21 protein-coding genes and 1 tRNA gene are annotated in these 21,669 nt (G+C 69.5%); 4 read left to right on the top strand and 18 right to left on the bottom strand.

Going from position 1 to position 21,669, the window contains the following annotated elements:
• The first annotated feature begins 148 nt into the window (after positions 1 to 148).
• On the top strand, positions 149 to 1,264 hold the full coding sequence (locus OG921_RS08390; protein ID WP_266111917.1) for an AbrB family transcriptional regulator: 1,116 nt from the start codon (positions 149 to 151) through the stop codon (positions 1,262 to 1,264).
• Here the strand turns inward: OG921_RS08390 and OG921_RS08385 are convergent, their stop codons facing one another.
• Positions 1,265 to 2,029 carry a crotonase/enoyl-CoA hydratase family protein gene (locus tag OG921_RS08385; RefSeq protein WP_266111916.1) on the bottom strand — a complete coding sequence of 255 codons (765 nt, stop codon included), beginning with the start codon at positions 2,027 to 2,029 and terminating at the stop codon, positions 1,265 to 1,267.
• 125 nt (positions 2,030 to 2,154) lie between these two features.
• On the opposite strand from OG921_RS08385, the gene OG921_RS08380 reads away from it, so the two are divergent.
• Entirely contained in the window at positions 2,155 to 3,024 is an 870-nt protein-coding gene (locus tag OG921_RS08380; protein WP_266111915.1) for an alpha/beta fold hydrolase, read from the top strand.
• A gap of 10 nt (positions 3,025 to 3,034) precedes the next feature.
• Here OG921_RS08380 and OG921_RS08375 read toward each other — a convergent pair whose 3' ends face one another.
• The 4 genes from OG921_RS08375 to OG921_RS08360 all read right to left on the bottom strand — a co-directional run bounded on the left by OG921_RS08375 (position 3,035) and on the right by OG921_RS08360 (position 7,096).
• On the bottom strand, positions 3,035 to 3,418 hold the full coding sequence (locus tag OG921_RS08375; protein ID WP_266111914.1) for a DUF5313 family protein: 384 nt from the start codon (positions 3,416 to 3,418) through the stop codon (positions 3,035 to 3,037).
• Positions 3,418 to 3,873, bottom strand: a complete 456-nt coding sequence (locus OG921_RS08370) for a MarR family winged helix-turn-helix transcriptional regulator (protein ID WP_266111913.1) — start codon at positions 3,871 to 3,873, stop codon at positions 3,418 to 3,420. Before OG921_RS08370 ends, OG921_RS08375 begins: the two co-directional genes overlap by 1 nt.
• Positions 3,874 to 3,947: 74 nt before the next feature.
• The gene (locus OG921_RS08365; protein WP_266111912.1) at positions 3,948 to 5,366 is read right to left on the bottom strand and encodes an NAD(P)/FAD-dependent oxidoreductase; all 1,419 of its coding nucleotides are present in this window, start codon (positions 5,364 to 5,366) and stop codon (positions 3,948 to 3,950) included.
• Complete coding sequence (locus tag OG921_RS08360) at positions 5,363 to 7,096, bottom strand: DUF3556 domain-containing protein (RefSeq protein ID WP_266111911.1); 1,734 nt, start codon at positions 7,094 to 7,096, stop codon at positions 5,363 to 5,365. Before OG921_RS08360 ends, OG921_RS08365 begins: the two co-directional genes overlap by 4 nt.
• Before the next feature lie 75 nt (positions 7,097 to 7,171).
• Between OG921_RS08360 and OG921_RS08355 the strand changes: the two genes are divergently transcribed.
• Entirely contained in the window at positions 7,172 to 7,648 is a 477-nt protein-coding gene (locus tag OG921_RS08355) for a Clp protease N-terminal domain-containing protein (RefSeq protein WP_266111910.1), read from the top strand.
• A gap of 106 nt (positions 7,649 to 7,754) precedes the next feature.
• Here OG921_RS08355 and OG921_RS08350 read toward each other — a convergent pair.
• From OG921_RS08350 to OG921_RS08325, 6 genes are all read right to left on the bottom strand, one after another.
• Positions 7,755 to 7,830 (bottom strand) — tRNA-Thr (locus OG921_RS08350).
• A gap of 72 nt (positions 7,831 to 7,902) precedes the next feature.
• Complete coding sequence (locus OG921_RS08345) at positions 7,903 to 9,102, bottom strand: DNA polymerase III subunit delta' (protein ID WP_266111909.1); 1,200 nt, start codon at positions 9,100 to 9,102, stop codon at positions 7,903 to 7,905.
• Between the two features lie 37 nt (positions 9,103 to 9,139).
• Positions 9,140 to 9,706, bottom strand: coding sequence for a DUF664 domain-containing protein (locus OG921_RS08340; protein WP_266111908.1), 567 nt, complete (start codon positions 9,704 to 9,706; stop codon positions 9,140 to 9,142).
• Between the two features lie 81 nt (positions 9,707 to 9,787).
• On the bottom strand, positions 9,788 to 12,745 hold the full coding sequence (gene topA, locus OG921_RS08335; protein WP_266111907.1) for a type I DNA topoisomerase: 2,958 nt from the start codon (positions 12,743 to 12,745) through the stop codon (positions 9,788 to 9,790).
• Positions 12,746 to 12,920: 175 nt separating this feature from the next.
• Positions 12,921 to 13,505 carry a hypothetical protein gene (locus tag OG921_RS08330; RefSeq protein ID WP_266111906.1) on the bottom strand — a complete coding sequence of 195 codons (585 nt, stop codon included), beginning with the start codon at positions 13,503 to 13,505 and terminating at the stop codon, positions 12,921 to 12,923.
• Between the two features lie 170 nt (positions 13,506 to 13,675).
• The gene (locus OG921_RS08325; RefSeq protein ID WP_003935252.1) at positions 13,676 to 13,879 is read right to left on the bottom strand and encodes a cold-shock protein; all 204 of its coding nucleotides are present in this window, start codon (positions 13,877 to 13,879) and stop codon (positions 13,676 to 13,678) included.
• A gap of 462 nt (positions 13,880 to 14,341) precedes the next feature.
• Between OG921_RS08325 and OG921_RS08320 the strand changes: the two genes are divergently transcribed.
• A complete protein-coding gene (locus OG921_RS08320) occupies positions 14,342 to 16,693 on the top strand; it encodes a DEAD/DEAH box helicase (RefSeq protein WP_266111905.1) in 2,352 nt (783 codons plus the stop codon).
• A 248-nt stretch (positions 16,694 to 16,941) separates the two neighbouring features.
• Here OG921_RS08320 and OG921_RS08315 read toward each other — a convergent pair whose 3' ends face one another.
• From OG921_RS08315 to ssd, 7 genes are all read right to left on the bottom strand, one after another.
• Entirely contained in the window at positions 16,942 to 17,304 is a 363-nt protein-coding gene (locus tag OG921_RS08315; RefSeq protein WP_266112282.1) for an Rv3654c family TadE-like protein, read from the bottom strand.
• A 47-nt stretch (positions 17,305 to 17,351) separates the two neighbouring features.
• Positions 17,352 to 17,729 (bottom strand): TadE family type IV pilus minor pilin, encoded by a 378-nt coding sequence (locus tag OG921_RS08310; protein ID WP_266111904.1) that lies wholly within the window; start codon positions 17,727 to 17,729, stop codon positions 17,352 to 17,354.
• On the bottom strand, positions 17,726 to 17,929 hold the full coding sequence (locus tag OG921_RS08305; RefSeq protein ID WP_266111903.1) for a DUF4244 domain-containing protein: 204 nt from the start codon (positions 17,927 to 17,929) through the stop codon (positions 17,726 to 17,728). Before OG921_RS08305 ends, OG921_RS08310 begins: the two co-directional genes overlap by 4 nt.
• 84 nt (positions 17,930 to 18,013) lie before the next feature.
• A complete protein-coding gene (locus OG921_RS08300; protein WP_266111902.1) occupies positions 18,014 to 18,592 on the bottom strand; it encodes a type II secretion system F family protein in 579 nt (192 codons plus the stop codon).
• Entirely contained in the window at positions 18,589 to 19,380 is a 792-nt protein-coding gene (locus tag OG921_RS08295; RefSeq protein ID WP_266111901.1) for a type II secretion system F family protein, read from the bottom strand. The genes OG921_RS08300 and OG921_RS08295 overlap by 4 nt, the downstream gene beginning before the upstream one ends.
• The gene (locus OG921_RS08290) at positions 19,377 to 20,555 is read right to left on the bottom strand and encodes a TadA family conjugal transfer-associated ATPase (protein ID WP_266111900.1); all 1,179 of its coding nucleotides are present in this window, start codon (positions 20,553 to 20,555) and stop codon (positions 19,377 to 19,379) included. Before OG921_RS08290 ends, OG921_RS08295 begins: the two co-directional genes overlap by 4 nt.
• Complete coding sequence (gene ssd, locus OG921_RS08285; protein WP_266111899.1) at positions 20,552 to 21,607, bottom strand: septum site-determining protein Ssd; 1,056 nt, start codon at positions 21,605 to 21,607, stop codon at positions 20,552 to 20,554. The genes OG921_RS08290 and ssd overlap by 4 nt, the downstream gene beginning before the upstream one ends.
• Between the last annotated feature and the right edge of the window lie 62 nt (positions 21,608 to 21,669).

Genomic DNA, 21,669 nt, shown 5'->3' with positions numbered 1-21,669 from the left:
GCGCTGTTCCCGGACCGCCCACCCCTCGCCGCACACTTCCTGACGAGCCGCACGCGTGTCTGCATGCGGACACGCATGCGAGAGCGCAGAAGTTGTGCGGCAATGCGACGAGACAGCGCAAACCGTTAGCAGGACTAAACTAGACGAGATGGCTTTTTCTCCCGCACGTCGGCGCGAGTCGCGGCACTGGGTTCTGCTCGGTGCCGCGACCGCCTCGGTATGGGCGATCCTCACCGTGCTCGGCGCACCATCGGCAGCGTTGTTCTCCGCGCTACTCACCGCGATCGTGCTCGCGCTGACGGGGGTCGCACCGAAGCGGGTGCCCAAGTGGGCCAGTTCGCTGGCGCAGGCTGCGCTCGGTGTGGTGATCGGCTCGATGGTTCATGCCGACACGCTGCGCTCCCTCGGCGCCGACTGGTTGCCCGCGGTCGCGGTCGCGCTCGGCACCCTCGCGGTGAGCGTTGGCGCCGGTGCGCTGCTCGGGCTGCGGCGCGACGTCGACCCGCTCACCGGCTCGTTGTCGCTGATCGCCGGTGGCGCGACCGGCCTGGTCGCCATTGCCAGGGAGCTCGGCGGCGACGACCGCATGGTCGCCGTCATTCAGTACCTGCGAGTGGCCCTGGTGGTGCTGTCGTTGCCGGTCGTTGCGGTCCTGGCATTCGACGCGGACACCTCCGGCGCCGCGCCCTCGTCGACCGGGACACCGTCGCCCTGGTACCTCGGGCTCGCGTTCCTCGCCGTCGTGATGGGCGCCGGGCTGCTGGTGCACCGGTTCGTCCCGATGCCTGCCGGCGCCCTGCTCGCACCGCTGACGATCGCGGCGGTGCTCGAACTTACCGATCTGAACTTCGGTGCCACCGTGCCCGCGTTCGTGCTGCCGCTCGCGCTCGTCGTGGTCGGCTGGCAGGCGGGTGTGGCATTCGATCGGGAGTCGCTGCGGGCGATCGGGCGGACCCTGCCGGTGGCGACCGTGCTCATCATCGGCATCGGCGTGGTGTGTGCCGGGTTCGGCGTCGCGTTGGCGCACTGGACGGGCGCGACGCCGCTGGAGGGCTACCTGGCCACCACACCCGGCGGGCTATCGGCGGTGCTGGCCATCTCGGCGGCGTCCGGCGCCAATGCGACATTCGTCGCCGGTGTGCAGCTGATCCGACTGCTGTTGATGCTGTTCCTCGCGCCGCTGCTGACGCGCGGGTTCGTGTGGTTCGGGCGACGGCGGCGACAGTCCGCAGCCGTGCCCGAACTTGTCACGACATCTTCGTGATTATTTGCCCTGCCAGACCGGGGCACGCTTTTCGGCGAACGCCGTGGCGCCCTCGATCGCGTCCTTCGAGACGAACACCGGCGCGAGCAGCGCGCCCTGCTTGTCGAACGATTCCTCGTCGGAACCCCAGCCAGCAGACGCGGCGATGACCTGCTTGCTGGCCGCGATGGCGAGCGGGCCGTTCGCGGTGATCTTCTGCGCCAGTTCGAGGGCGGAGTCGAGCGCGCTGCCATCGTCGACGAGCCGGTTCACGAAGCCATAGCGGTAGCCGTCCTCGGCGGTGAAGGAATCGCCGGTCAGCGCGAGCTCCATCGCGACCTGGTACGGCACGCGGCGCGGCAGCCGGAAGAGCCCGCCCGCGCCGGCGGCGAGGCCACGCTTGACCTCGGGGATGCCGAACTTGGCGCTGCGGCCCGCGACGACGAGGTCGGTGGCCAGGACGAGCTCGGTGCCGCCGGCGAGCGCGAAGCCCTCCACCGCGGCGATCATGGGCTTGCGCGGCGGGGTCTGCGTGAAGCCGAGTCCGCGCCCGGGGACGACGACGTTCTCGCCCGCGACGAACGCCTTGAGGTCCATCCCGGCGCAGAAGTTGCCCCCGGCGCCGGTGATGATGCCGACCGACAGCGATTCGTCGCTATCGAGCTGGTCGACAGCGTCCGCAATCCCCTGGCTCACGGCTTTGTTGATCGCGTTGCGCGCCTCCGGACGATTGATGGTCACGATCAGGATGCGGTCACGCCGCTCCACCAGCACGCTGTCGGTCACGAAATCCCCTATCGTTTAGGTCTGCGGTGACCGCCGTCACAAGACGGCGGGTACAAACAACATAACGACCTCCTCGGACCTCCGATCACGGCGCTCTGGGTCGGCGAATGTCTGGGGATGAAGCCATGCTGCTCGACACCCCGTTCGGCCCGGTCGAATGCGGCGTAAGTGGCGCCCGCACAACGGTACTCGTCTTGCATGGCAGTCCCGGTGGGATCGATTCCGCGCAGATCATGGCCAGGTTCCTGCCGCGGGACCGGTTCCGCGTGATCACCGTGTCGCGCCCGGGGTACCTCGGCACCCCGCTCGGTGCGAACCGCACGATCGACGACGAGGCCGACCGGCACGCCGCGCTGCTCGACACGCTCGACGTCTCGTCGGCCGGAGTGCTCTCCTGGTCCGGCGGTGGCCCGGTCGGCTTCCAGTTCGCGGCCCGCCATCCTGGGCGCGTGCACGGCCTCGTCGCGATCGCGCCGGTGGCCACCCGCATGGACGTTCCGCAACCCGGTCTTGCCGAGCGCGTCCTCTTCGCCACGCCGTTGGGCGAATGGGCCGTATCGGCACTCGGCGCGGTCGGCGCGCGGCAGATCGTGGCGGGTGCCGTCGGCTCCGAGGGCACGCTCGACGCGGATCTGGTCAAGGCAAGGGTGGAGGCGATCATGGCCGATGACGACAAGCGCCGCTTCGTGCTCGACATCACGCGCACCGCCGGCCGCGGGGGTAAGCGAAAAGCGGGCTGGGACAACGACTGTGCCCAATTCGCCGCGATCGAGGAACTGGATTTCGCGGGCATCACCGCGCCGACGATGATCGTCGCGGGCACGCACGACAGCGAGATCCCGTTCGCGGAGTGCGAACGAGCGGCGTCCGCGATCCCGGGCGCCGCGCTCGTCGCCCTGGACCACGGCACCCACCTGGATTTCTACACCTATCCGGATTCCGCTGCGGTGCAAGCGAAAGCGATCGAGGTACTCGTGGGGTCTGCAGCGCGGTAGCCGAGCAGCGCTATCCGCGGTGCGTCGCGAGGTAGGCCGCCCGCTCCGCGGTGTGCCGCGCGCGGCGCGCCTCGTTCTCCAGGTCGGCGGGCAGCCCGTGCTGCTGCAATCGCTTCGCCCGGTTCTGGTTCATGTACGCCGCCGAATAGAAGAGCGCGAGCAGCACGCCGAGCAGCACCGTCGCACCGCGCAGCCACAACGCGCCCGGCAGCAGCACCACGAACGCGGCGAAGATCGGCAGGAACGGCGCGAGGCTGCGCAACAGGTGGCGGAGCACCCGGTTGCGCCCGGTGAGGTCGTTCGCCACCCAGTCGCGCATGCTCGCCGGTAGCGCACGCCCGAACGCGTAACCGATCCACTGCGCCGGATTCGGGCGTGTTGTTCCGAAAACCACTACTGCCTCCCGGTCTGCGCGGCCAGCGCCGCGGCATTCACCTTGGTCAACACGCGGTGCAACTCTTCGAGATCGGCGAGGTCGACGCCGAGGCGCTCGATTACCGCGGGCGGGATGTCCAGCGCCCGCTCGCGCAGTGCGACGCCGGCGTCGGTCAACTCCACGACGAGGTTCCGCTCGTCGGCATCGTCGCGACGACGGGTGATCAGCCCGGCGGCCGCCAGCCGCTTGAGCAGCGGCGACAGCGTTGGCGAGTCGAGCTGGACGGCCTGGCCGATCTCGCGAACCGAGCGCGGCGAACGCTCCCACAGCGCGAGCATGACCAGGTATTGCGGGTGGGTGAGTCCCATCGGTTCGAGCAGCGGGCGGTAGATCCCGAGCACCGAGCGGTTGGCCACCGCGAGTGCGAAACAGACCTGACGCTCGAGGGCGAGCGGATCGGTGGTCGTCGTCATGAGTAGGAGTGTATACGAATAGTTAGTGCACGAACAGATAGCGTCGACTTATTCCTTCGCTGGAGCGGGTCGACCTACTTCCCGAGGTAGCGCAGGGCGCGAGTGGCGGCGTGGTAGCCGCACATGCCGTGCGTGCCCGCCCCGGGCGGGGTCGAGGCCGAACACAGGAACATGCCGGGCACGCCGACCGCATAGGGGTCCGCGGCGAATACGGGGCGGCCCATCAGTTGCCGGAACGAGGTGTTGCCACCGACGATGTCGCCGCCGACGTAGTTCGGGTTGTATGCCTCGAAATCTCCCGGTGTCATGACGCTGCTCGCGACGATGCGGTCGCGAAAACCCGGAGCATAGCGTTCCACCTGTGCCAGAACGGTTTCGGTGGCGTCACCGCGGTATCCGTGCGGGACGTGCGCGTAAATCCAGATCGGGTGCACGTCACCAGCCGAGCGGCCCGGATCGGCGAGGTACTGCTGACCGACGAGCAGAAACGGCCGGTCCGGCATGATGCCACGATTGGTTTGCGATTCGGCGGCGGCGATATCGGCTGCCGTGCCGCCGATGTGAATCGCGCCGGCGCGCCGGACATCGGTTGCGGTCCAAGGGATTCCATCCCGAACCGCCAGGTCGAGCTTGTACGCGGCCGGGCCGTAGCGGTACTTGCGGTAGCCACGCGCCCGCCGGACCGGAATCCGGTCGCCCAGAATATCGGCGACCGCGCCCGGACTCGTGTCGAACAACGTGACCCTCGCCTTGGGCAGATCGGCGAGTCGCGTGACGGACGTGCCGGTCACAATGGTTCCGCCGAGTGATTCCAGCAGGCCTGCGAGCGCGCGAGTGATGGCGATCGAACCGCCTTCGGCGACCGGCCATCCGTGCCGGTGCGTCGCGGCGACGAGCATGGCACCGAGCGCCGAGGACATCGGTTCACGCAGTGGTCGCCAGCTGTGCGCGGCAAACCCGACGAACAGCGCACGCGCCGCCTCGGTGCGGAACAAGCGCGCGGCTGCCATCGCAGGAAGTACCGACCGCACACCGAGTTTCGCCATCGCCAGCGGATGAGACGGGACACGAAGCAGCGGGCCGAGCGCGTCGTCGGCAACGTCGTCGAAGCTGCGCAGCAGTGGGCCGAACATCCGACGCCACCGGTCGCCATCGCGACCGAGCCCCTCGGCGGTGGCGTCCAGCGATCGCCACAACAGCGCCGCCGTCCCGTCGTCGAGCGGGTGTGCCACATCGATCTCGGCGTAGCGCCACCGTAATCCAAACTCGTGCAACGGCAATCCGGACAGTACCGGTGACGATGCAGCGAAAGGGTGCGCAGCAGAACAGATATCGTGCAGGACGCCCGGTCGAGTCAGTTCGGCAGTCCTTGTCCCGCCGCCGATTTCGTCTGCGCGTTCGAGCACCGTGACGTGCAGCCCGGCCCGAGCCAGGGTGACCGCCGCGCTCAGTCCGTTCGGGCCGGCGCCGACGACCACTGCGTCGAGCGTCATACCGAGCCGGCGGATTGGGCCGAATGAATGTGCACCGGTACATCGTGCGCCCATGGCTGGCGGGTGACCATGTCCGCCACCAGCACCTCGCCCCGCTCGAACTCGCCGGTCGCCGCGTCGACCAGCCGGTACTGTTGGGTGGGCCGGTGGATCGGCTGCGCATCGAGCAGCACGATGCGCAACTCACCCGGGGCGAAACCACACCGCTGCTGCAGCGCGGCGATGAGCTGTTCGTTGTGCATATGGCCGTCACCGAAGTTCCAGCCGAGCGCCGTGCTGCAGATCCGTTCGCCGTCCACGACGGTGAACTCCGCGGTCCGGCCCGGCGGGATGGCCCGGTCGACGAGCGTGAACAACGCGCGCCCATGGGTATTCATCGAGCGGAACGCATAGCCGAGATACACCGGGATCTGCGCTTCCGCCTTGCCGTAGTACCGCTCGAGCTGCGCCTGCGGCATGCTCGCGATCGAGACGATACCCGCCTCCAGTTTCGCGTTCGCGCTCGGAGTGATGCACCACAACGTCGTGTCCCAGTTCCCCGCGTAGTACCGCATGCCGGGTAGGAATGAGATCTTGCTGGGGAACAGATTGCCCGCCACCACGATCGACGCACTCACCAGGAACAGCAGGATCGGCCACGGGCTTTCCAGATCGCCCAGCCCGATCTCCGCGTGCCCGACGAACAGCGTGAGCATGCCGAAGATCATGAAGACGTTCCATTCCAGCGGCGCGCCCATCGGGATCGCGGTCAGGATGCCGAGGTGGAAACACACCATCACGGTGGCGGCGATCGCGGTCACCGGTCCGCCGTGCGAGAAGAACAGCACCACCGGCACGAGCCCCTCGATGGCGGTGCTGGTGTGCGCGACAATGCGCGAGAGCCGGCCGGGGCGCAGGTCGTCGGGAAAGTTCTCGAAGAACCGCTTCTTCAGCGACTTGGGCCGCAGCACAGGACTGTTCGACATCATCGTGGACACCACGAACGGGAAGTGCTTGTTCAGCTTCGAGGTTGCCGCGCCCATCCAGATCACCAGCATGATCAGCTTGGCGGCGATGACGATGTCCGCGCCGCCGAACAGGAACGCGACGAGCAGCGGGGCGTACACCTCGCCGCGAGCGGCCAGGAAGATGACCTTGTCCCGCAGCCCGAGCACCGCGAGCAGTGCCAGTACGACGACTATCTGCCACCTGGGCAGCACACCGATCTCGGTGTCCAGCACAGGAATCGGGCCGGTCCCGCTCGAGCACAGCGCCACGAGGGCTCCGACGATCAGCGCACCGTAGAGCGCCGCGTCGACCGGTGTCCGGGCCGTCCCGCGAGTCAGCGGCACGCGCTGTGGCCACGGTGGCAGCCGGATCGTGCCGGGCCGCAACCAGTACAGGATCGAGCCCAGCGGCGGGAAGATGCGGTTGTTCAGCGGACCGAACCCGCAGCCGAGGCCGACAACCTCGAATAGCATCGTCCACAGCACGACCTTCTCGAGGACGATCGGCTCCGACCACCATGAGCCGACATCGAATGCGTCGATGCCGCCGGTGGTGATCGCGAAGAGCCAGCCGCCGAGGATGTAGCAAATGATCTTGGCGACGTAGAACAGGTAGAGCATCGTCGGCGTGCCGAACCCACGCTCGGCCAGGTGCCGGGCCATCGGCCGGATCCGCTCGCTGCGCGTCCCGCGCAACCAGGTCTCCATGTCGACAACCGGCAGGTCCTGTTTCGTGAATCCCATTGCCGACCTCCCACTTCCGCCATCCTCGGCGACCTGCAGGTTCACATGTGACCTGGCGCACTGTCAATCGACGGTATGGTGTTGGCGATTGTCGGGATCGATGCCGGGGAGGGCACAGTGTTCGAGAAGTTCGACGACGAGGCGCGGCGGGTAGTGGCGATGTCCTACAGCGAGGCCAGCCGTCTCGGCCACGACCAGATCGGTCCCGAACACCTGTTGCTCGGCCTGACCGCAGCGGGTACCGGGCCGGTCAGCGAGCTGTTGGCGGAATCCGGCGTCACCGGCGAACTTGCGCGCACCCACCTGGTGGGACTGGTCGGCTCGAACCCGACACCCACCTCCGGGCATCTGCCGTTCACCGAGAGCGCCAAATCGGTTCTGAGTCGGTCGTTCGAGGACGCCCAGTCGCGCGGTGAGGTGAGCATCGGCTCGGCGAACCTGCTTCGGGTGGTGGTCGCGACGGACGAGGGCGCCGCAGCCGAGGTGCTATCGGAGGTGGCAGGCGCGAACCTGGCCGCGCTGCGGGAGCGGGTAGGGGCGCCGAGCGAGTAGGGCTCAGGGAACACGCGCCGCCTTTTTCGACGGTATCCCGTCGAAAAGGGCGAAGAGTGTGCGCTGAGCCCAACCAGCCGTCGAACACCGACTGCTGGAACAAGCATGGAGCCGCCTGCGAGAATCGAACTCGCGACCTTTTCATTACGAGTGAAGCGCTCTACCGACTGAGCTAAGGCGGCGTGCCTTTCGGCGCCCGCGAGTCTATCGCCTACACCCCGCAACCACACAAACGGGCACGTCAACTGCCATTTTCAGGCTGCGGGCACGGCCGCGCCGAGGGTCGCGACCATGGCCGCGACGGCGAAGCGTGGCTTGACGTTCACCGCGAGCGCCGCGCGGCATTCGAGCACCGCCTCGAGGCAGCGCAGCAGCCCTTCCGGGGTGGCGCGGTCCGCGAGTTCGGCGACGCGTCCGGCGACGTCGGGGTGGGTGGCCGCGGCGGTCGCACCGAGGGCGAGGGCGAGGGCGTCGCGGTAGAAGCCGGCGAGGTCGATCAGCGCGCGGTCGAGCGCGTCACGGTTGGTTCGGGTTGCGCGCGATTTCTGTCGCTTTTCGAGATCCTTGAGCACGCCGGCCGAGCCGCGCAGCGCCCCGCCCGCACCCTTGCCGGTGCCGCCCGCGCCGAGGGCGGTGCGCAGTTCCTCGGTCTCGCGCTCGTCGCGGGCCGCGCTCATCTCCTTCGCCTCGGCCTCCGCGGCGCGCACCAGTTCGTCGGCGGCCTCGTAGGCGACGGCGGGGCGACTCGCCGCGGCGGCGAGGTCGAAGGCGCGCTTGCGCCGGGCGCGTGCCTCCTCGTCGGTGGCGAGTCGGCGGGCCCGGCCGACATGGCCGCCCGCGATCGATGCCGCCCAGTGCGCGGTCTCCGCGTCGAGCCCGTCCCGCCCGCGCAGCACCGCAGCGACGTCGTCGACGGTGGGCGTCACCAGATGGACGTGCCGGCAGCGGGAGCGCAGCGTGACCGAAATATCCTCCGGATCCACCGACGGCGCGCACAACAGGAACACCGTCCGGGGCGGCGGTTCCTCGACGGCCTTCAGCAGCGCATTGCCCGCACCCTCGGTGAGCCGGTCGGCGTCCTCGATGACGACGACCTGCCAGTCACCGGTGCTCGGCCGGCGAGCGGCGATCTGCACGATCTCGCGCATCTCCTTCACCGAAATGCTCAGCCCCTCGGGCACCACGCGGCGCACATCGCCGTGCGTGCCGTGCATGGTCGTCGTGCAGGCGTGGCAGCGCCCGCACCCGGGTGTGCCGGGGTCGGTGCACTCGAGCGCCGCGGCGAAACACAAGGCCGCAATCGAGCGTCCCGAACCGGGCGGGCCGGTGAACAACCACGAATGCGTCATCGCCGATCCGGCGGCGCCGAACCCGCGCCGCGCGGCAACGGCAGCGGCCGTCAGTTCCTCTTCGACGTGCCGCTGCCCCACCAAACGATCGAACACTCCCGCCACGGCGCCAACCCTAGTGCCCAGCACCCACGCCGTTACGTCAGCTCCAGTCGTAGTCCTCCGCCCACTCGGCGCCCTCGCTGATCGCCTGCATCGTGGACTGCCCGTCGAGCGCCTCGCGGATGATGTCGGCGTGCCCGCAGTGGTGCGCGGTCTCCCGCAGCCGGTGCGCGACGATGCTGCGCACGCTCAGCCATGCGCGTTCCGGCGCCCAGGGCGCGGTGGGCTGCGGGATCAGCTCGTCCATGTCGGCCGTCGCAATGAACTCGTCGAATTGCGCTGCTGCCCGGTCATATTCGGCCAACCAGTGCTCGAGCGTGTCGTCGGGACCGAAGGTGTACTCGTCACCGAGCCGGCTGACGTCGAACTCGGCGTTCTCGTCCCGTTCCGTCATGACCTTCACGACCTCGTGCTCGCCACGGGCCACATGCTTGAGCAGTGGGCCGAGCGTCAACTCACTGACCGTCGTGCGCTGCCGAGCCTGCTCGTCGGTGAGCCCGCGCACCGTGACCTTCAGCAACGCGCGCTGATCGGCTAGCAGAGTCAACAGATCGGCCTTCTCGCCCTTGACGTCGACGGCGAGTGTCACGGAGGTGTAGGTGCCCATCGGTGTGCCTTTCGTAGGTCGGTCACTGACTGACACCTACGCTAGGAACGATTGCGGACAACTTCGGTCCGCAATACAGGCCTACTCCGAAGTCTTTTTCGCCGCGGCCTTGCGCGGCGCGGCCTTCTTCGCCGTCGCTTTCTTGGCAGCGGCCTTCTTCGCCGGGGCCTTCTTCGCCGCCCGCTTGGCGGTGGCCTTCTTCTTCACCGGTCCACGCGCACGCCGATCGGCGAGCAACTCCGAAGCCCGCTCGTCGGTGATCGACTCGACCTCGTCGCCCTTGCGCAGGCTGGCGTTGGTCTCGCCGTCGGTGACGTAGGGGCCGAACCGGCCGTCCTTGATCACCATCGGCTTACCGCTGGCCGCGTCCTCGCCGAGCTCGCGCAACGGTGGCGCCGCGGCGGCCTGCCGGCCACGACGCTTCGGCTCGGCGTAGATCTTCAGTGCCTCGTCGAGCGTGACCGAGAAGATCTGGTCCTCGGTGGCGAGCGAACGCGAGTCCGTGCCCTTCTTGAGGTATGGGCCGTACCGGCCGTTCTGCGCGGTGATTTCCTCGCCGTTTTCCGGGTCGTTGCCGACCACGCGCGGCAACGAGAGCAGCTTGAGCGCATCGTCGAGGGTGACCGTGGCCAGGTCCATCGACTTGAACAGCGAACCGGTGCGCGGCTTCGGCCCGGTCGCTTTCTTCGCCGTCTTCTTGGCAGCCTTCTTCGCCGGCGCCTTGGTGGCGACGGCGCCAGTGCTGTCGCCGGCTGCGACGCCGGATCCCCCGTTTCCGTTGGGCAGGATCGGCTCGAGGTCGTCCACGCCGTCGGGTTCGGGCTCCGGCTCGGGGATCACCTCGGTCACGTACGGACCGAAGCGGCCTTCCCGAGCGACGATCTCGTACCCGGATGCCGGGTCCACGCCGAGCTTGCGACCCTCCTGCGGGGTGGAAAAGAGCTTCTCCGCGTACTCCGGAGTCAGCTCGTCCGGTGGCACATCGTCGGGCAGGTTTGCCCGCTGCGAAATCGGGTCGCCGTCGGGGTCGTCCGGGTTCACGACCATCCGCTCGAGGTAGGGACCGAACCGGCCGACCCGCACCACGACAGTACGACCCTGCTCATCGGCGAACAGCCTGATCGAGTTGACCTCGCGCGCGTCGATGTCCTCGAGATTGTCGCCGACCATCTTCTTCAGCCCACCCGAGCGCGCCACCGAACCCTCGGCACCGTGCTCGCCGCCGAAGTAGAACGTGGACAGCCAGTTGCCGCGCTGCTCCCGGCCGCCGGCGATCTCGTCGAGGTCGTCCTCCATCGCGGCCGTGAAGTCGAAGTCGACGAGCCGGCCGAAGTGCGATTCGAGCAGGCCGATGACCGCGAACGCCACCCACGACGGCACGAGCGCGCTGCCCCGCTTGTAGACGTAACCGCGGTCCAGGATGGTTTTGATGATCGAGGCGTAGGTCGACGGTCGGCCGATGCCCATCTCCTCGAGCACCTTGATCAGCGACGCCTCGGTGTAGCGAGCGGGCGGATTGGTGGAGTGCCCATCCGGATCGAGTTCGCTGGCACTCACCGCCTGCCCCTGCTCGAGCGAGGGCAGCCGCGATTCGGCGTCGTCGGACTGGCCGCCGGCCTCTTCGTCGACGCTCTCGACGTAGGCCTTGAGGAAACCGGCGAAGGTGATAGTGCGCCCGGACGCGGAGAAGGTGCACTCCTCACCAGTGCCGGCGGTGCCGGTGATGCGCAATGTCAGCGTGCTGCCGCGCGCGTCGGCCATCTGCGACGCCACCGTGCGCTGCCAGATCAGTTCGTAGAGCCGGAACTCGTCGGTGTCGAGGCGCGCATGCAACTCGCCAGGGGTGGCGAACACATCGCCAGCGGGTCGGATCGCCTCGTGCGCTTCCTGCGCGTTCTTCACCTTGCGGGTGTATTGGCGCGGGGTCGGATGCACGTAGTCGGCGCCATAGAGCTGAGTGGCCTGCGTGCGCGCCGCGTTGATCGCCGACTCCGACAGTGTCGTCGAGTCGGTACGCATATAGGTGATGTAGCCGTTCTCGTACAGCCGCTGCGCGATGCGCATGGTGCGTTCCGACGTGAAGCGCAGCTTGCGCCCGGCCTCCTGCTGCAGCGTCGAGGTCATGAACGGCGGGTACGGCTTGCGGCTGTACGGCTTGGATTCGGCGGAGGAGACCGTGAGATCGACACCGTCGAGTGCTTCCGCGAGCCGGCGCGCATAGGGCTCGTCGAGCACGGTCACGCCCGCGGTCTTCAACTGTCCGTCCGCACCGAAGTCGCGGCCGGTCGCGACGCGCGAGCCGTCCACGTTGACCAGCCGGGCACCGAACGTGCGCGGACTCGCGGACGCACCGGCGTCGAGCTTGGCGGAGATGTCCCAGTACTCGGCAGAGCGGAACGCCATGCGCTCACGTTCGCGCTGGACGACGACACGGGTGGCCACCGACTGCACGCGGCCGGCGGACAGGCGTGGCATGACCTTGCGCCACAGCACGGGGCTGACCTCGTAACCGTAAAGGCGGTCGAGGATGCGGCGGGTCTCCTGGGCGTCGACCAGGTCGTCGTCGATTTCTCGGGTGTTCTCCGCGGCGGCGAGGATCGCGGGCTCGGTGATCTCGTGGAACACCATCCGGCGCACCGGCACCTTGGGCTTGAGTTCCTCGAGCAGGTGCCAGGCGATGGCCTCGCCCTCGCGGTCGGGGTCGGTCGCGAGGTAGAGCTCGTCGGCATCCTTCAGCAGCCGCTTGAGCTCGGTGACCTTGGCCTTCTTGTCCGGGCTGACGACGTAGAGGGCATCGAAGTTGTGGTCCACATTGACGCCGAGGCGAGCCCAGGGCTCGCCCTTGTACTTGGCCGGTACGTCGGCCGCGCCGCGCGGCAGGTCGCGGATGTGCCCGACCGATGCCTCGACGGTGTAGTTACTGCCCAGGTAGGGCGCGATCTTGCGGGCCTTGGTCGGCGACTCGACGATGACGAGACGACGCGGCGCGCGACCCGTTGCCGACGTCGCCCCATCGCCGGTCTTGTCCCGTGTTGCCAACCCAACGTCCCTTTCATCGATCTCGCGGCGCAGATTGCGCGGCGCGGTTCGCCGACCCTATCGCCGTTGCCAGCGGAGCCCTGCGGAGCGACTCCACGCCTGTGCCGCGCTGCCCAAGGTACAGAGTTATACAGACTATGCAGGCCATCGACGCCCAATCGGTAGTGAAATACCGCTAGAAACGCGGCCACCCGAGGCCCGGATCAGCGTCCTCCGGAGGCTCACCGATGTTCTCCGCCAGCCGCATGAGACGCCTGCGACCTGCGATTCGCAGGCCCGGGCGCGCTCCGCGGGTACCGATCAGCGTCGGCGCGATGCCTGCTCGCATCAGTGCGAGCGCCAGCTGTGGATGGGACTCGGGTGCGTGCGCATCGAGACCGAGCACAAACCGTTCACCATCGTTTTCGCCGTAACCGGCGGCCAGTGCCCACATGCGTAGCTCACGGGCACCGGGAACCCAGGTCGTCGGCACCGACTTGACCGCGCCACGCGTCCAACTTCGCGCGAGCGTGGACAACTCGGGAACGACGTCGGTGCGCACGAGTCGCCGTCCCTCCTCGGAGCGGGCGATCTCGACCGGCAGTCCGGCCTCCTCGATCTGCCGCGCCACCGCCCGGGCACGCCACATCTCGTCGACGACCACGGAGATCCGGGCACCCGAACCGGCGGTCACCATCTGGCCCGGGCCGGCGAGCAGTCCGGACAGGTCGGTTACCTCGGGAGGCATCGCCTCCGCGGAAAAGAACGAGAGCTGTCCCACATCAGCGAGGTTAGGGCAATCCGGTCACTTCGAGCACGTTCACACGACAGCGCTGTCAATTGAACAGGCCGCTCAACCGACTCGTCCCCCGCCACCATTGGTGACGAGGGACGAGCTGGTCGGACGATTTTGGGAGCCCGACCATGTGGAGCTCGTTCGAGATGAACGATCTACAGCGCGCGAACGCCGGTGGCCTGCGGACCCTTGGTGCCCTGGCCGACCTCGAACTCGACGCGCTGGTTCTCCTCGAGGGTGCGGAAGCCGCTGCCCTGGATCTCCGAGTAGTGGACGAAGACGTCAGCGGAGCCGTCCTCGGGCGCGATGAAGCCGAAACCCTTCTCCGCGTTGAACCACTTCACAGTTCCCTGTGCCATTTTTTCCTTCTCTTTTCTAACCGGAACGACGGACAGCACTTACAGTCCGCCGGGTCCGTTCCGACCGCTGCACTCTTGATTCCCCCTCAGGAAAGCTTCAAGCACACCGCTCGCAACAACGATCCTGCGAGCACTTGCACACGAGGAGCAGTACGAACACAGAAGCTGCGACCACGTGTAGTCAACCATGAGAGTGCGCGCAGCGATACCCGAGGGACAGGAATCCCGGCGAACAGATTTGATCTTGTGAACCCGCAGGACAATGGGTTGCGGCGGGCGAGGTATCCACCGGCAGTTTGCCATTCGGTAACTGTCGGCCGGGCCGCTGCGGCCCGGGATTCACGTCGGTGCCGGACGCTAGCATCGGTGCCCCGGAGCCCGGCGATTTGCCGCAGGCCTTACGCGAACGCCGTCGGCAACCCGGCGGCGCCCACCGAGCACAGTCGAGGTACTTCAGTGACGATGCCGGCCACACCGCGGGAACCCGACGCGGACGCCGCGTTCGGCTTCGGCCGGTCGTTGCTGAGCAGAGTCCTGGTCGGCACGCCGGTGCGCGAGGAGCCGCTGACCCACGTCGCAGACCTGCCGGGTCGAACCGCGCGGTTCGTGGAGTGGCCGGACTGGGTGGCCGAACCTGTCGTCGCCGCACTGCGCGAGTCGGGTGTGCCGCGGCCCTGGTCGCATCAGGCCGAGGCGGCGTCGATCGCGGCGGCCGGCCGGCACGTGGTGGTCGCGACCGGCACCGCATCGGGCAAGTCGCTGGCCTACCGCATGCCGATCCTGTCGACGCTGGCCCGCGAGCCGCGCGCCACCGCGCTGTACCTCGCGCCGACCAAAGCACTCGGCGCGGACCAGCTCCGGGCCACCGAGGAGTTGCTCGACGCGGCCGAAGAGCTGTCCTCGATCCGGATCAGCGGTTATGACGGCGACACCCCCCCCGAGGTGCGGCAATGGGCCCGCGCGCACGCGCGGTGGATCTTCACCAACCCGGACATGCTGCATCTCGCGTTGTTGCGCGGGCATGCGCGCTGGTCGCGGTTCTTGCGCAACCTGCGCTACGTCGTCGTCGACGAGTGCCACTCCTATCGCGGCGTGTTCGGCTCGAACGTCGCCCTGGTACTGCGTCGGCTGCGCCGCCTCGCCGCCCGCTATGGCGCCGACCCGGTGTTCGTCCTCGCGTCCGCCACCACCGCCGATCCGGGGGTCGCCGCGAGCCGGCTGATCGGTGCGCCGTGCGAGCAGGTCACCGAGGACGGCTCGCCACACGGCCCCCGGACCGTGGCGCTGTGGGAGCCGCCACTGCTGACCGCGGTCACCGGCGAGAACGGCGCGCCGGTGCGGCGCTCGGCCGGTTCGGAGGCCGCGCGAATCATGGCCGACCTTGTCGTCGAGGGTGCGCGCACGCTGACCTTCGTCCGGTCCCGGCGCGGCGCCGAGCTCACCGCGATGGGAGCGTCGCGCCTGCTCGCGGAGGTGGACCCCGACCTCGCCGACCGGGTGGCGGCGTACCGCGCCGGCTATCTCGCCGAGGACCGGCGCGCGCTCGAGGCGGCACTGGCCGACGGCACGCTGCTCGGCGCCGCCACGACGAACGCCCTGGAACTTGGCGTGGACATCGCCGGTCTGGACGCCGTCGTCGTGGCCGGATTCCCCGGGACGGTCGCCTCGTTCTGGCAGCAGGCCGGCCGGTCCGGGCGGCGCGGCGAGGGGTCGCTGGTGATGCTGGTGGCGCGCGACGACCCGCTCGACACCTACCTGGTGCACCACCCGGCCGCGCTGCTGGACAAGCCGGTCGAGGCCACAATCACCGATCCGACCAACCCCTATGTACTCGGTCCGCAACTGCTCTGCGCGGCGCTGGAACTGCCGCTCACCGACGACGAAGTGCGCGCATTCGGCGCCTGGGACGTGTTGTCGGAGCTGGCCGAGCAGAATCTGATCCGCCGCCGTGGGCACGGCTGGTTCGTCACCGGGGAGAGCCGCCCGCACGACGCGCTCGACATCCGCGGCGGGATCGGCACTCAGATCGCAATCGTCGAGGGCGAGACCGGGCGGCTGCTCGGCACCTGCGACGCCGGACGGGCGCCCTCGACGCTGCATCCCGAGGCCGTACACCTGCACCAGGGCGAGACCTATGTCGTGGACGAACTCGACCTCGAGGCCGGCGTTGCACTGGTGCATCAGGAGACCCCGGACTGGACCACATCCGCCCGCGAGGTCACCGAAATCGCGATCGAGGAGGTGCTCGAAAAGCGTGCGTACGGTGCGGTATCGGTCGGGCTGGTCCGGGTCGAGGTCACCCATCAGATGGTCGGGTACCTGCGCCGGCTGCTCTCCGGGGAGATCGTCGATCTGGTCGAACTCGAGATGCCGCCGCAGACGCTCGACACCAGAGCGGTGATGTACACGGTCACGCCGGAACTGCTGATGGCCGCCGGCCTCGAACCCGACCGGTTCCCCGGCTCGCTGCACGCGGCCGAGCATGCGGCAATCGGCCTGCTGCCGCTGGTGGCGACCTGCGACCGGTGGGATATCGGCGGGGTGTCCACGGCCCTGCACGGCGACACCGGGCTGCCCACCGTGTTCATCTACGACGGGCATCCCGGCGGTGCCGGATTCGCCGAACGCGGACACCGCGAGCTGGTCCGCTGGCTGACCGCGACGAAGGAGGCGATCTCCGATTGCGAATGCAGCGCCGGCTGCCCGTCGTGCGTGCAGTCGCCGAAATGCGGTAACGGCAACCACCCGCTCGACAAGAAAGGCGCCGTTACGGTACTGGCCGCGGTGCTCGCGGAACTCACCGCCGGAACGTGAATCACCCTTTCCCCGTATGCATACCGAGCAGTCTCGACCACCCGGGAGTCGGTCCGGGCCGATGCGGCGGAGACGGTTTGCCGCAGCGTTGCCGGGGAGGGCCCGACGGGTCGCATCAGTCAGTCGTCCAATAGGAATCAGGTATTTCGAATCAGGCGTGCGAATAACTCGGAATCGGCGTGCCGCAATCGGCGTGTCTCCCGCCCGAGGGCCGGTGCGGCGTCTCGACGTCATCGATTTCCTCTCCACTAGTCCGCTGCCGGCCCTGCCCGAGCCACCGCGCGAGCATCCCGTCGACCGAACGACCCCAAAGCGACCGGGACAACCACCGCCACGACGACGTCCCATTGCTCCACCGAACAGTCGGAGACCCGCGCCCGCTGCGCGGCCGCGATCCGCTGCGCCGCTGCGCACGCCGAACCGTTGCCGCGTTCCAGCGCGCCCGCCGCCGCCAGTGCCGCCAAATCCGCCGCCGACTGCGCAGCATGGCGCGCGGCCACCACCGAACCGACATGCACGAGCAGCAGCACCACCGCGAGCAGTCCGAGAATCGCGAAGCTACCGAACACGGTCGCCGCGCCCCGCTCCGCGTCCGGCGATCCGCGACCCAAGTGCGCCACCAGGAACCGGTGCACCGCGGCTCCGCATCCCCGCCCGGTCATCGGTTGTTCCGGTTCGGTTCGACCGCGGCAACCGCGCGGGCAGTGATGTCGAGCAGCGGCAGCAGCGGCGTGTGGGCGGTGACGGTCGCGACGGTGAGCGATCCGTCCTTGCGCACCGCCACCTCCGCTCCGGCCGGCGCCACCTTCCGCGCGACTCCGACCGCATTGACGTCGTCACCCCGGGCGGCCAGCCGTGCCGCCTCCCGCGCGGCGTCGACACACTGCACGTGCATCGACCCCGCGAGCACCGCACCGAGGCAGAGCACGAGGACCACGACAATCGCAGCGAGCACAATCGCCGCCTCCACCGTCACCGCGCCCGAATCGTCACCGCGCAACCGCGACAGCCGATCCGAGCAAACCCGGCCGATCACACCGCCGTGTTCAGCGCCTTGTCGATGATCCGGGTCAACGCGTCCACGATCGAATCGCCGGTCACCACCCCGTAGAGCACCGCACCGAACGCCGCCGCGGCGATGGTGCCTATCGCATACTCGGCGGTGGACATGCCGTCCTCGTCCACCACCGCCCCGATGAGCCGCAGCCGCACTTCCCGGTAGATCGCCTCCACCATGGTCGTCCCCCTCCTCGATCACCGGCGCGGACGATCCGCACCGCCGTTGTTCGGCCACTGCCGCACTGCCCGCTCCACTTACCGTCACAGCAGACCCCCGCCGAGCACCCGACCGGCCAGCCCGATTACCACCGGCACGATTCCGAGGCAGAGGAACGCGGGCAGAAAGCAGAGCCCGAGGGGCCCGCTGATGAGCACCCCCGCCCGTTCGGCTCTGGCTGCCGCGGCATCCTCCTCGGCGTCACGGCGATGCCGAGCGAGTTCGTCCATCGCCCGCGCCAGCGAGGCACCCGATTTCGCGGAGCGGCGCGCGACCCGCGCGAGTGACTCCGTTGCCGGATCGGCGGCGGCATCGCGCCAGGCCACCTCCGGGTCGGCGCCGAGGGTCATCAAGTCGGACGCGCGGCGCAGCGACTCGTCGAGCGGCGCCGGTGCGGTGCGCGCCACCGCTGCCGAACTCGACGCCATCGGCAGGCCTGCGCGCAAGCACGCGGCGAGCAGGTCGAAAGCCGTTGCCACCGCGAGCGGATCATCGACGCTGCGCTCCGGAATCGCGATCTGCTCATCCCCGACTGTCCGCATCGCGGCGAATCGGCGCTGTGCCGCCGGGCGCGGCATCGCCAGCACCGCAGCCGCGCCGCAGACGAGCGCCACAGTGATCACGCCGCCACCCGACGGGTGATCGCATCGCTCCACAACAGCCCCGCACACGCGAGCCCGGTACCGACGACGAGTAATGCTGCGCCCGCACCGCCGCCGAGCAGCACCCGTACCGGCGCCGCACCCATCAACTGGCCGAGTCCGATTCCCAAGATCGGCAGCGCGGCCAGTACCGCCGCCGTGGCCCGCGCACCCGCGAGAGCCGAATCGACGCGGGAACCGAATCTGATCCGAGCCAACAGGTCTCGTCGCGCCGCTTCGAGCAGTTCGGCCAATGCGAGGCCGTGTTCCTCGGCGATCCGCCACGCGTCGGCGATCCGGCCGAGTTCCGCGGCGATCGCGTCGTCGCCGCGCCGCACACCGTCTGCGGCAGAGCCGCCGAGTCGCGCGCGTGCGGCGGCGATTTCGAATGCCCGCGCCGCGGAACCGGAACACTCCGCTGCCGCCGCCGATGCTGCGGTCGCCGGATGCGCACCGACCCGGAGTTCGGCGATGACGATCTCGAGCCCGTCGAGCAGGTGCTTGCGCTGCGCGGTGCGCCGGCGTGCAATCCGGTTGCGACGCATCCTCGTACGCACCGTTGCGGTCAGTAGGCTCGCGGCCAGGAACGCGCCCAGTCCGCCAACCAGTGCGGCCGGAACACACAGCACGACCATGGCGTTCTCGGCCGCCGGAACCGGCAGCCGCCTGCGCTGGCGGCCCGCAGTGCGCGTGGCCGCGAACCGGATTCGCGCCCGGCCCGGTGGCGCGACCAGTACCGCCAGCGCCGCACACAGCAGTGCCACGGTCACGACCCCTCCCGATCACTGAGCAGGTCGGCCAGGTCACCCGCCGCCGGCGCGGGCCGACCGTCGAGCCGCCACGCCGGCACGATGGCTACCTCGCCCGCGCCGCTGCGGCGAATCAGCCCGATTTCGCGCAGTCGGCGCCGGCCGTCGGACCCGCGCTGAATATGCAGCACCACCTGCAGGGCCGCGGCGAGCTGACTGTGCAATGCGGGCCGCGGCATGCCGCCGAGCGCCGCGAGGGCCTCCAACCGAGCAGGGACCTCACCCGGCGAGTTCGCGTGCACCGTGCCCGCGCCGCCGTCGTGGCCGGTGTTCAGTGCGGTCAGCAGGTCGACCACCTCCGCTCCGCGGACCTCGCCGACGACGATCCGATCCGGGCGCATCCGCAACGCCTGGCGCACCAGGTCCCGCACCGACACCTCGCCCGCACCCTCGACATTGACCGCCCGCGCAACGAGCCGGATCACGTGCGGATGGCGCGGTGCCAGTTCGGCGGCGTCCTCGACGCACACAATCCGTTCGGATCCGGCGACCCGAGCCAGCATCGCGGCCAGCAGGGTGGTCTTACCCGCGCCGGTACCGCCGACAATCAGGAACGTCAGCCGGGCGGCGATGATCCGTTCGAGCAGCGCGAACGCGTCCGGAGTGAGCATCCCGCCCGCGGCGAGCGCGTCGAGCCCCTGCGTCGCGGGCCGCAGTACCCGCAGCGACAGACACGTGCCGCCGTAGGCAATGGGCGCAAGCACTGCGTGCAGCCGCACGCCGAAGCCGGACTCGTCCGCGGCGGGCAATCGTCCGTCCACCCAGGGTTGCGCATCGTCGAGCCGGCGTCCCGCGGCCAGCGCGAGACGTTGCGCGAGCCGCCGCACCGCCGCTTCGTCGGGGAAGACGACCGCGGCGGGTTGCAGCCCGCCGCCGCGATCCACCCAGACCGCGTCCGGCCCGCTGACCAGCACATCGGATACCTGCGGGTCGGCGAGCAGCGGTTCGAGCGGTCCGGCGCCGGTCAGTTCGGTCTGCAACATCCGCAGTGCGCGCAACAGGTCGGTGTCGCCGAGCACGCCGCCGGCCTCCGCTCGGATTGCCGTGGCCACCGTGGCCGGGGTCGGCGCAGCGGCAGACTGCGCGAGCCGGTCCCGAACCCGGTCGAGCAGTTCGGCGGTGACGAGCACACTCATGCAACCCACCCCGGCTCGGCCGGTTCGGCTCTCTCGACGAGGGCGTCGAGTACCGCGACCGCGGCCCGCCGCAGCGGTCCCCGCCTGCCGAGCCGCAGTCCGCCGCGTTCGAGTTGCCCGTCGAGCCGCGGCTCCGGACGCATCTGGGCAACCAGCGGCAGCCCGAGCGCATCGGCGACATCGAGGGCGCGCAACCCGCCCGGCGCCGGCCCTCGAACGACCAGCATCTGGTGCGGGTTGTGGGTGCGCACGAAATCCGCTGTGGACTCGGCGGCGGCCACGGCGCGCAACTCTGCCGGCACGACGAGAACCACGAGATCGGCCGAGGCGAGCACAGCCGCGCTCGCCGGCCCACGATCGCGCGGCACGTCACAGACCACCAGATCGTCCGCCTCCCGACCCGCATCGAGCACCGCCTGCACCGCGACCGGGCTCGGCTCGCGGCCATCGGGTGCACGCCCGCAGGCCAGCACGGAGATGCGCTTGCCCGCGACGGGCAGCGCATGGTGCAACGCGAGCGCCGATACCCGCCCGTCTTCTACTACCAACCCCGGCCAGCGCAGTCCGGGCCGGTCCTCGATCCCGAGCAGTAGATCGAGACCGCCGCCGGCCGGATCGCAGTCGACGAGCAAGCTCGTCCTGGTCTCGTCGGCGATCAATGCGAGCGACGCCGCCAGGGTGGAGGCACCTGCCCCGCCGCGGCCGCCGAGCACGGCCACCACCGCGCCACCACCGCCCCCAGCCGGACGTTGCGCCAGCACCCGGACGAGCTCCGCCGCGCCGGCCGGCAGCGCGACCACCTGCTCGGCGCCGACCGCGGTCGCGGCCTGCCAGTGCATCAGCCCCGGCTCACCGTCGACCGCGAGCACGACACCGGGCCGCCGCGGCATTCGTTCCCGGACGCACGCCGCTGCCCCGGCCGCGTCGAGGACCACGGCGCGGGCCCGGCTCCATACCTGCCGCCCGGGTGGCGGCGCGGTCTCGGTCATCGGGCATTCGGTCGCCGCGCCGATCCGGCGGATCTCGTCGAGCAACCCGGCGTGGGACGCCATCACAAGCACGGTTCGCGGGACTGGTTGGGCGGAAGTCATGACCCCGAGCCTGGCCGGAAATC

The sequence above is a fragment of the Aldersonia sp. NBC_00410 genome (assembly GCF_026342035.1).
Classification (GTDB): domain Bacteria; phylum Actinomycetota; class Actinomycetes; order Mycobacteriales; family Mycobacteriaceae; genus Aldersonia.
This window is presented reverse-complemented; position numbering and strand designations above follow the sequence as displayed.

What these genes read in the sequence shown, in the direction of transcription:
- OG921_RS08320 (WP_266111905.1), top strand. Translation starts at nt 14,342, where the DNA reads ATGCCGGCCACACCGCGGGAACCCGACGCGGACGCCGCGTTCGGCTTC.
- OG921_RS08390 (WP_266111917.1), top strand. Translation starts at nt 149, where the DNA reads ATGGCTTTTTCTCCCGCACGTCGGCGCGAGTCGCGGCACTGGGTTCTG.
- ssd (WP_266111899.1), bottom strand. Translation starts at nt 21,607, where the DNA reads ATGGCGTCCCACGCCGGGTTGCTCGACGAGATCCGCCGGATCGGCGCG.
- OG921_RS08365 (WP_266111912.1), bottom strand. Translation starts at nt 5,366, where the DNA reads ATGACGCTCGACGCAGTGGTCGTCGGCGCCGGCCCGAACGGACTGAGC.
- OG921_RS08355 (WP_266111910.1), top strand. Translation starts at nt 7,172, where the DNA reads ATGGTGTTGGCGATTGTCGGGATCGATGCCGGGGAGGGCACAGTGTTC.
- OG921_RS08370 (WP_266111913.1), bottom strand. Translation starts at nt 3,873, where the DNA reads ATGACGACGACCACCGATCCGCTCGCCCTCGAGCGTCAGGTCTGTTTC.
- OG921_RS08290 (WP_266111900.1), bottom strand. Translation starts at nt 20,555, where the DNA reads ATGAGTGTGCTCGTCACCGCCGAACTGCTCGACCGGGTTCGGGACCGG.
- OG921_RS08325 (WP_003935252.1), bottom strand. Translation starts at nt 13,879, where the DNA reads ATGGCACAGGGAACTGTGAAGTGGTTCAACGCGGAGAAGGGTTTCGGC.
- OG921_RS08305 (WP_266111903.1), bottom strand. Translation starts at nt 17,929, where the DNA reads ATGGTGGAGGCGATCTACCGGGAAGTGCGGCTGCGGCTCATCGGGGCG.
- OG921_RS08360 (WP_266111911.1), bottom strand. Translation starts at nt 7,096, where the DNA reads ATGGGATTCACGAAACAGGACCTGCCGGTTGTCGACATGGAGACCTGG.
- OG921_RS08340 (WP_266111908.1), bottom strand. Translation starts at nt 9,706, where the DNA reads ATGGGCACCTACACCTCCGTGACACTCGCCGTCGACGTCAAGGGCGAG.
- OG921_RS08380 (WP_266111915.1), top strand. Translation starts at nt 2,155, where the DNA reads ATGCTGCTCGACACCCCGTTCGGCCCGGTCGAATGCGGCGTAAGTGGC.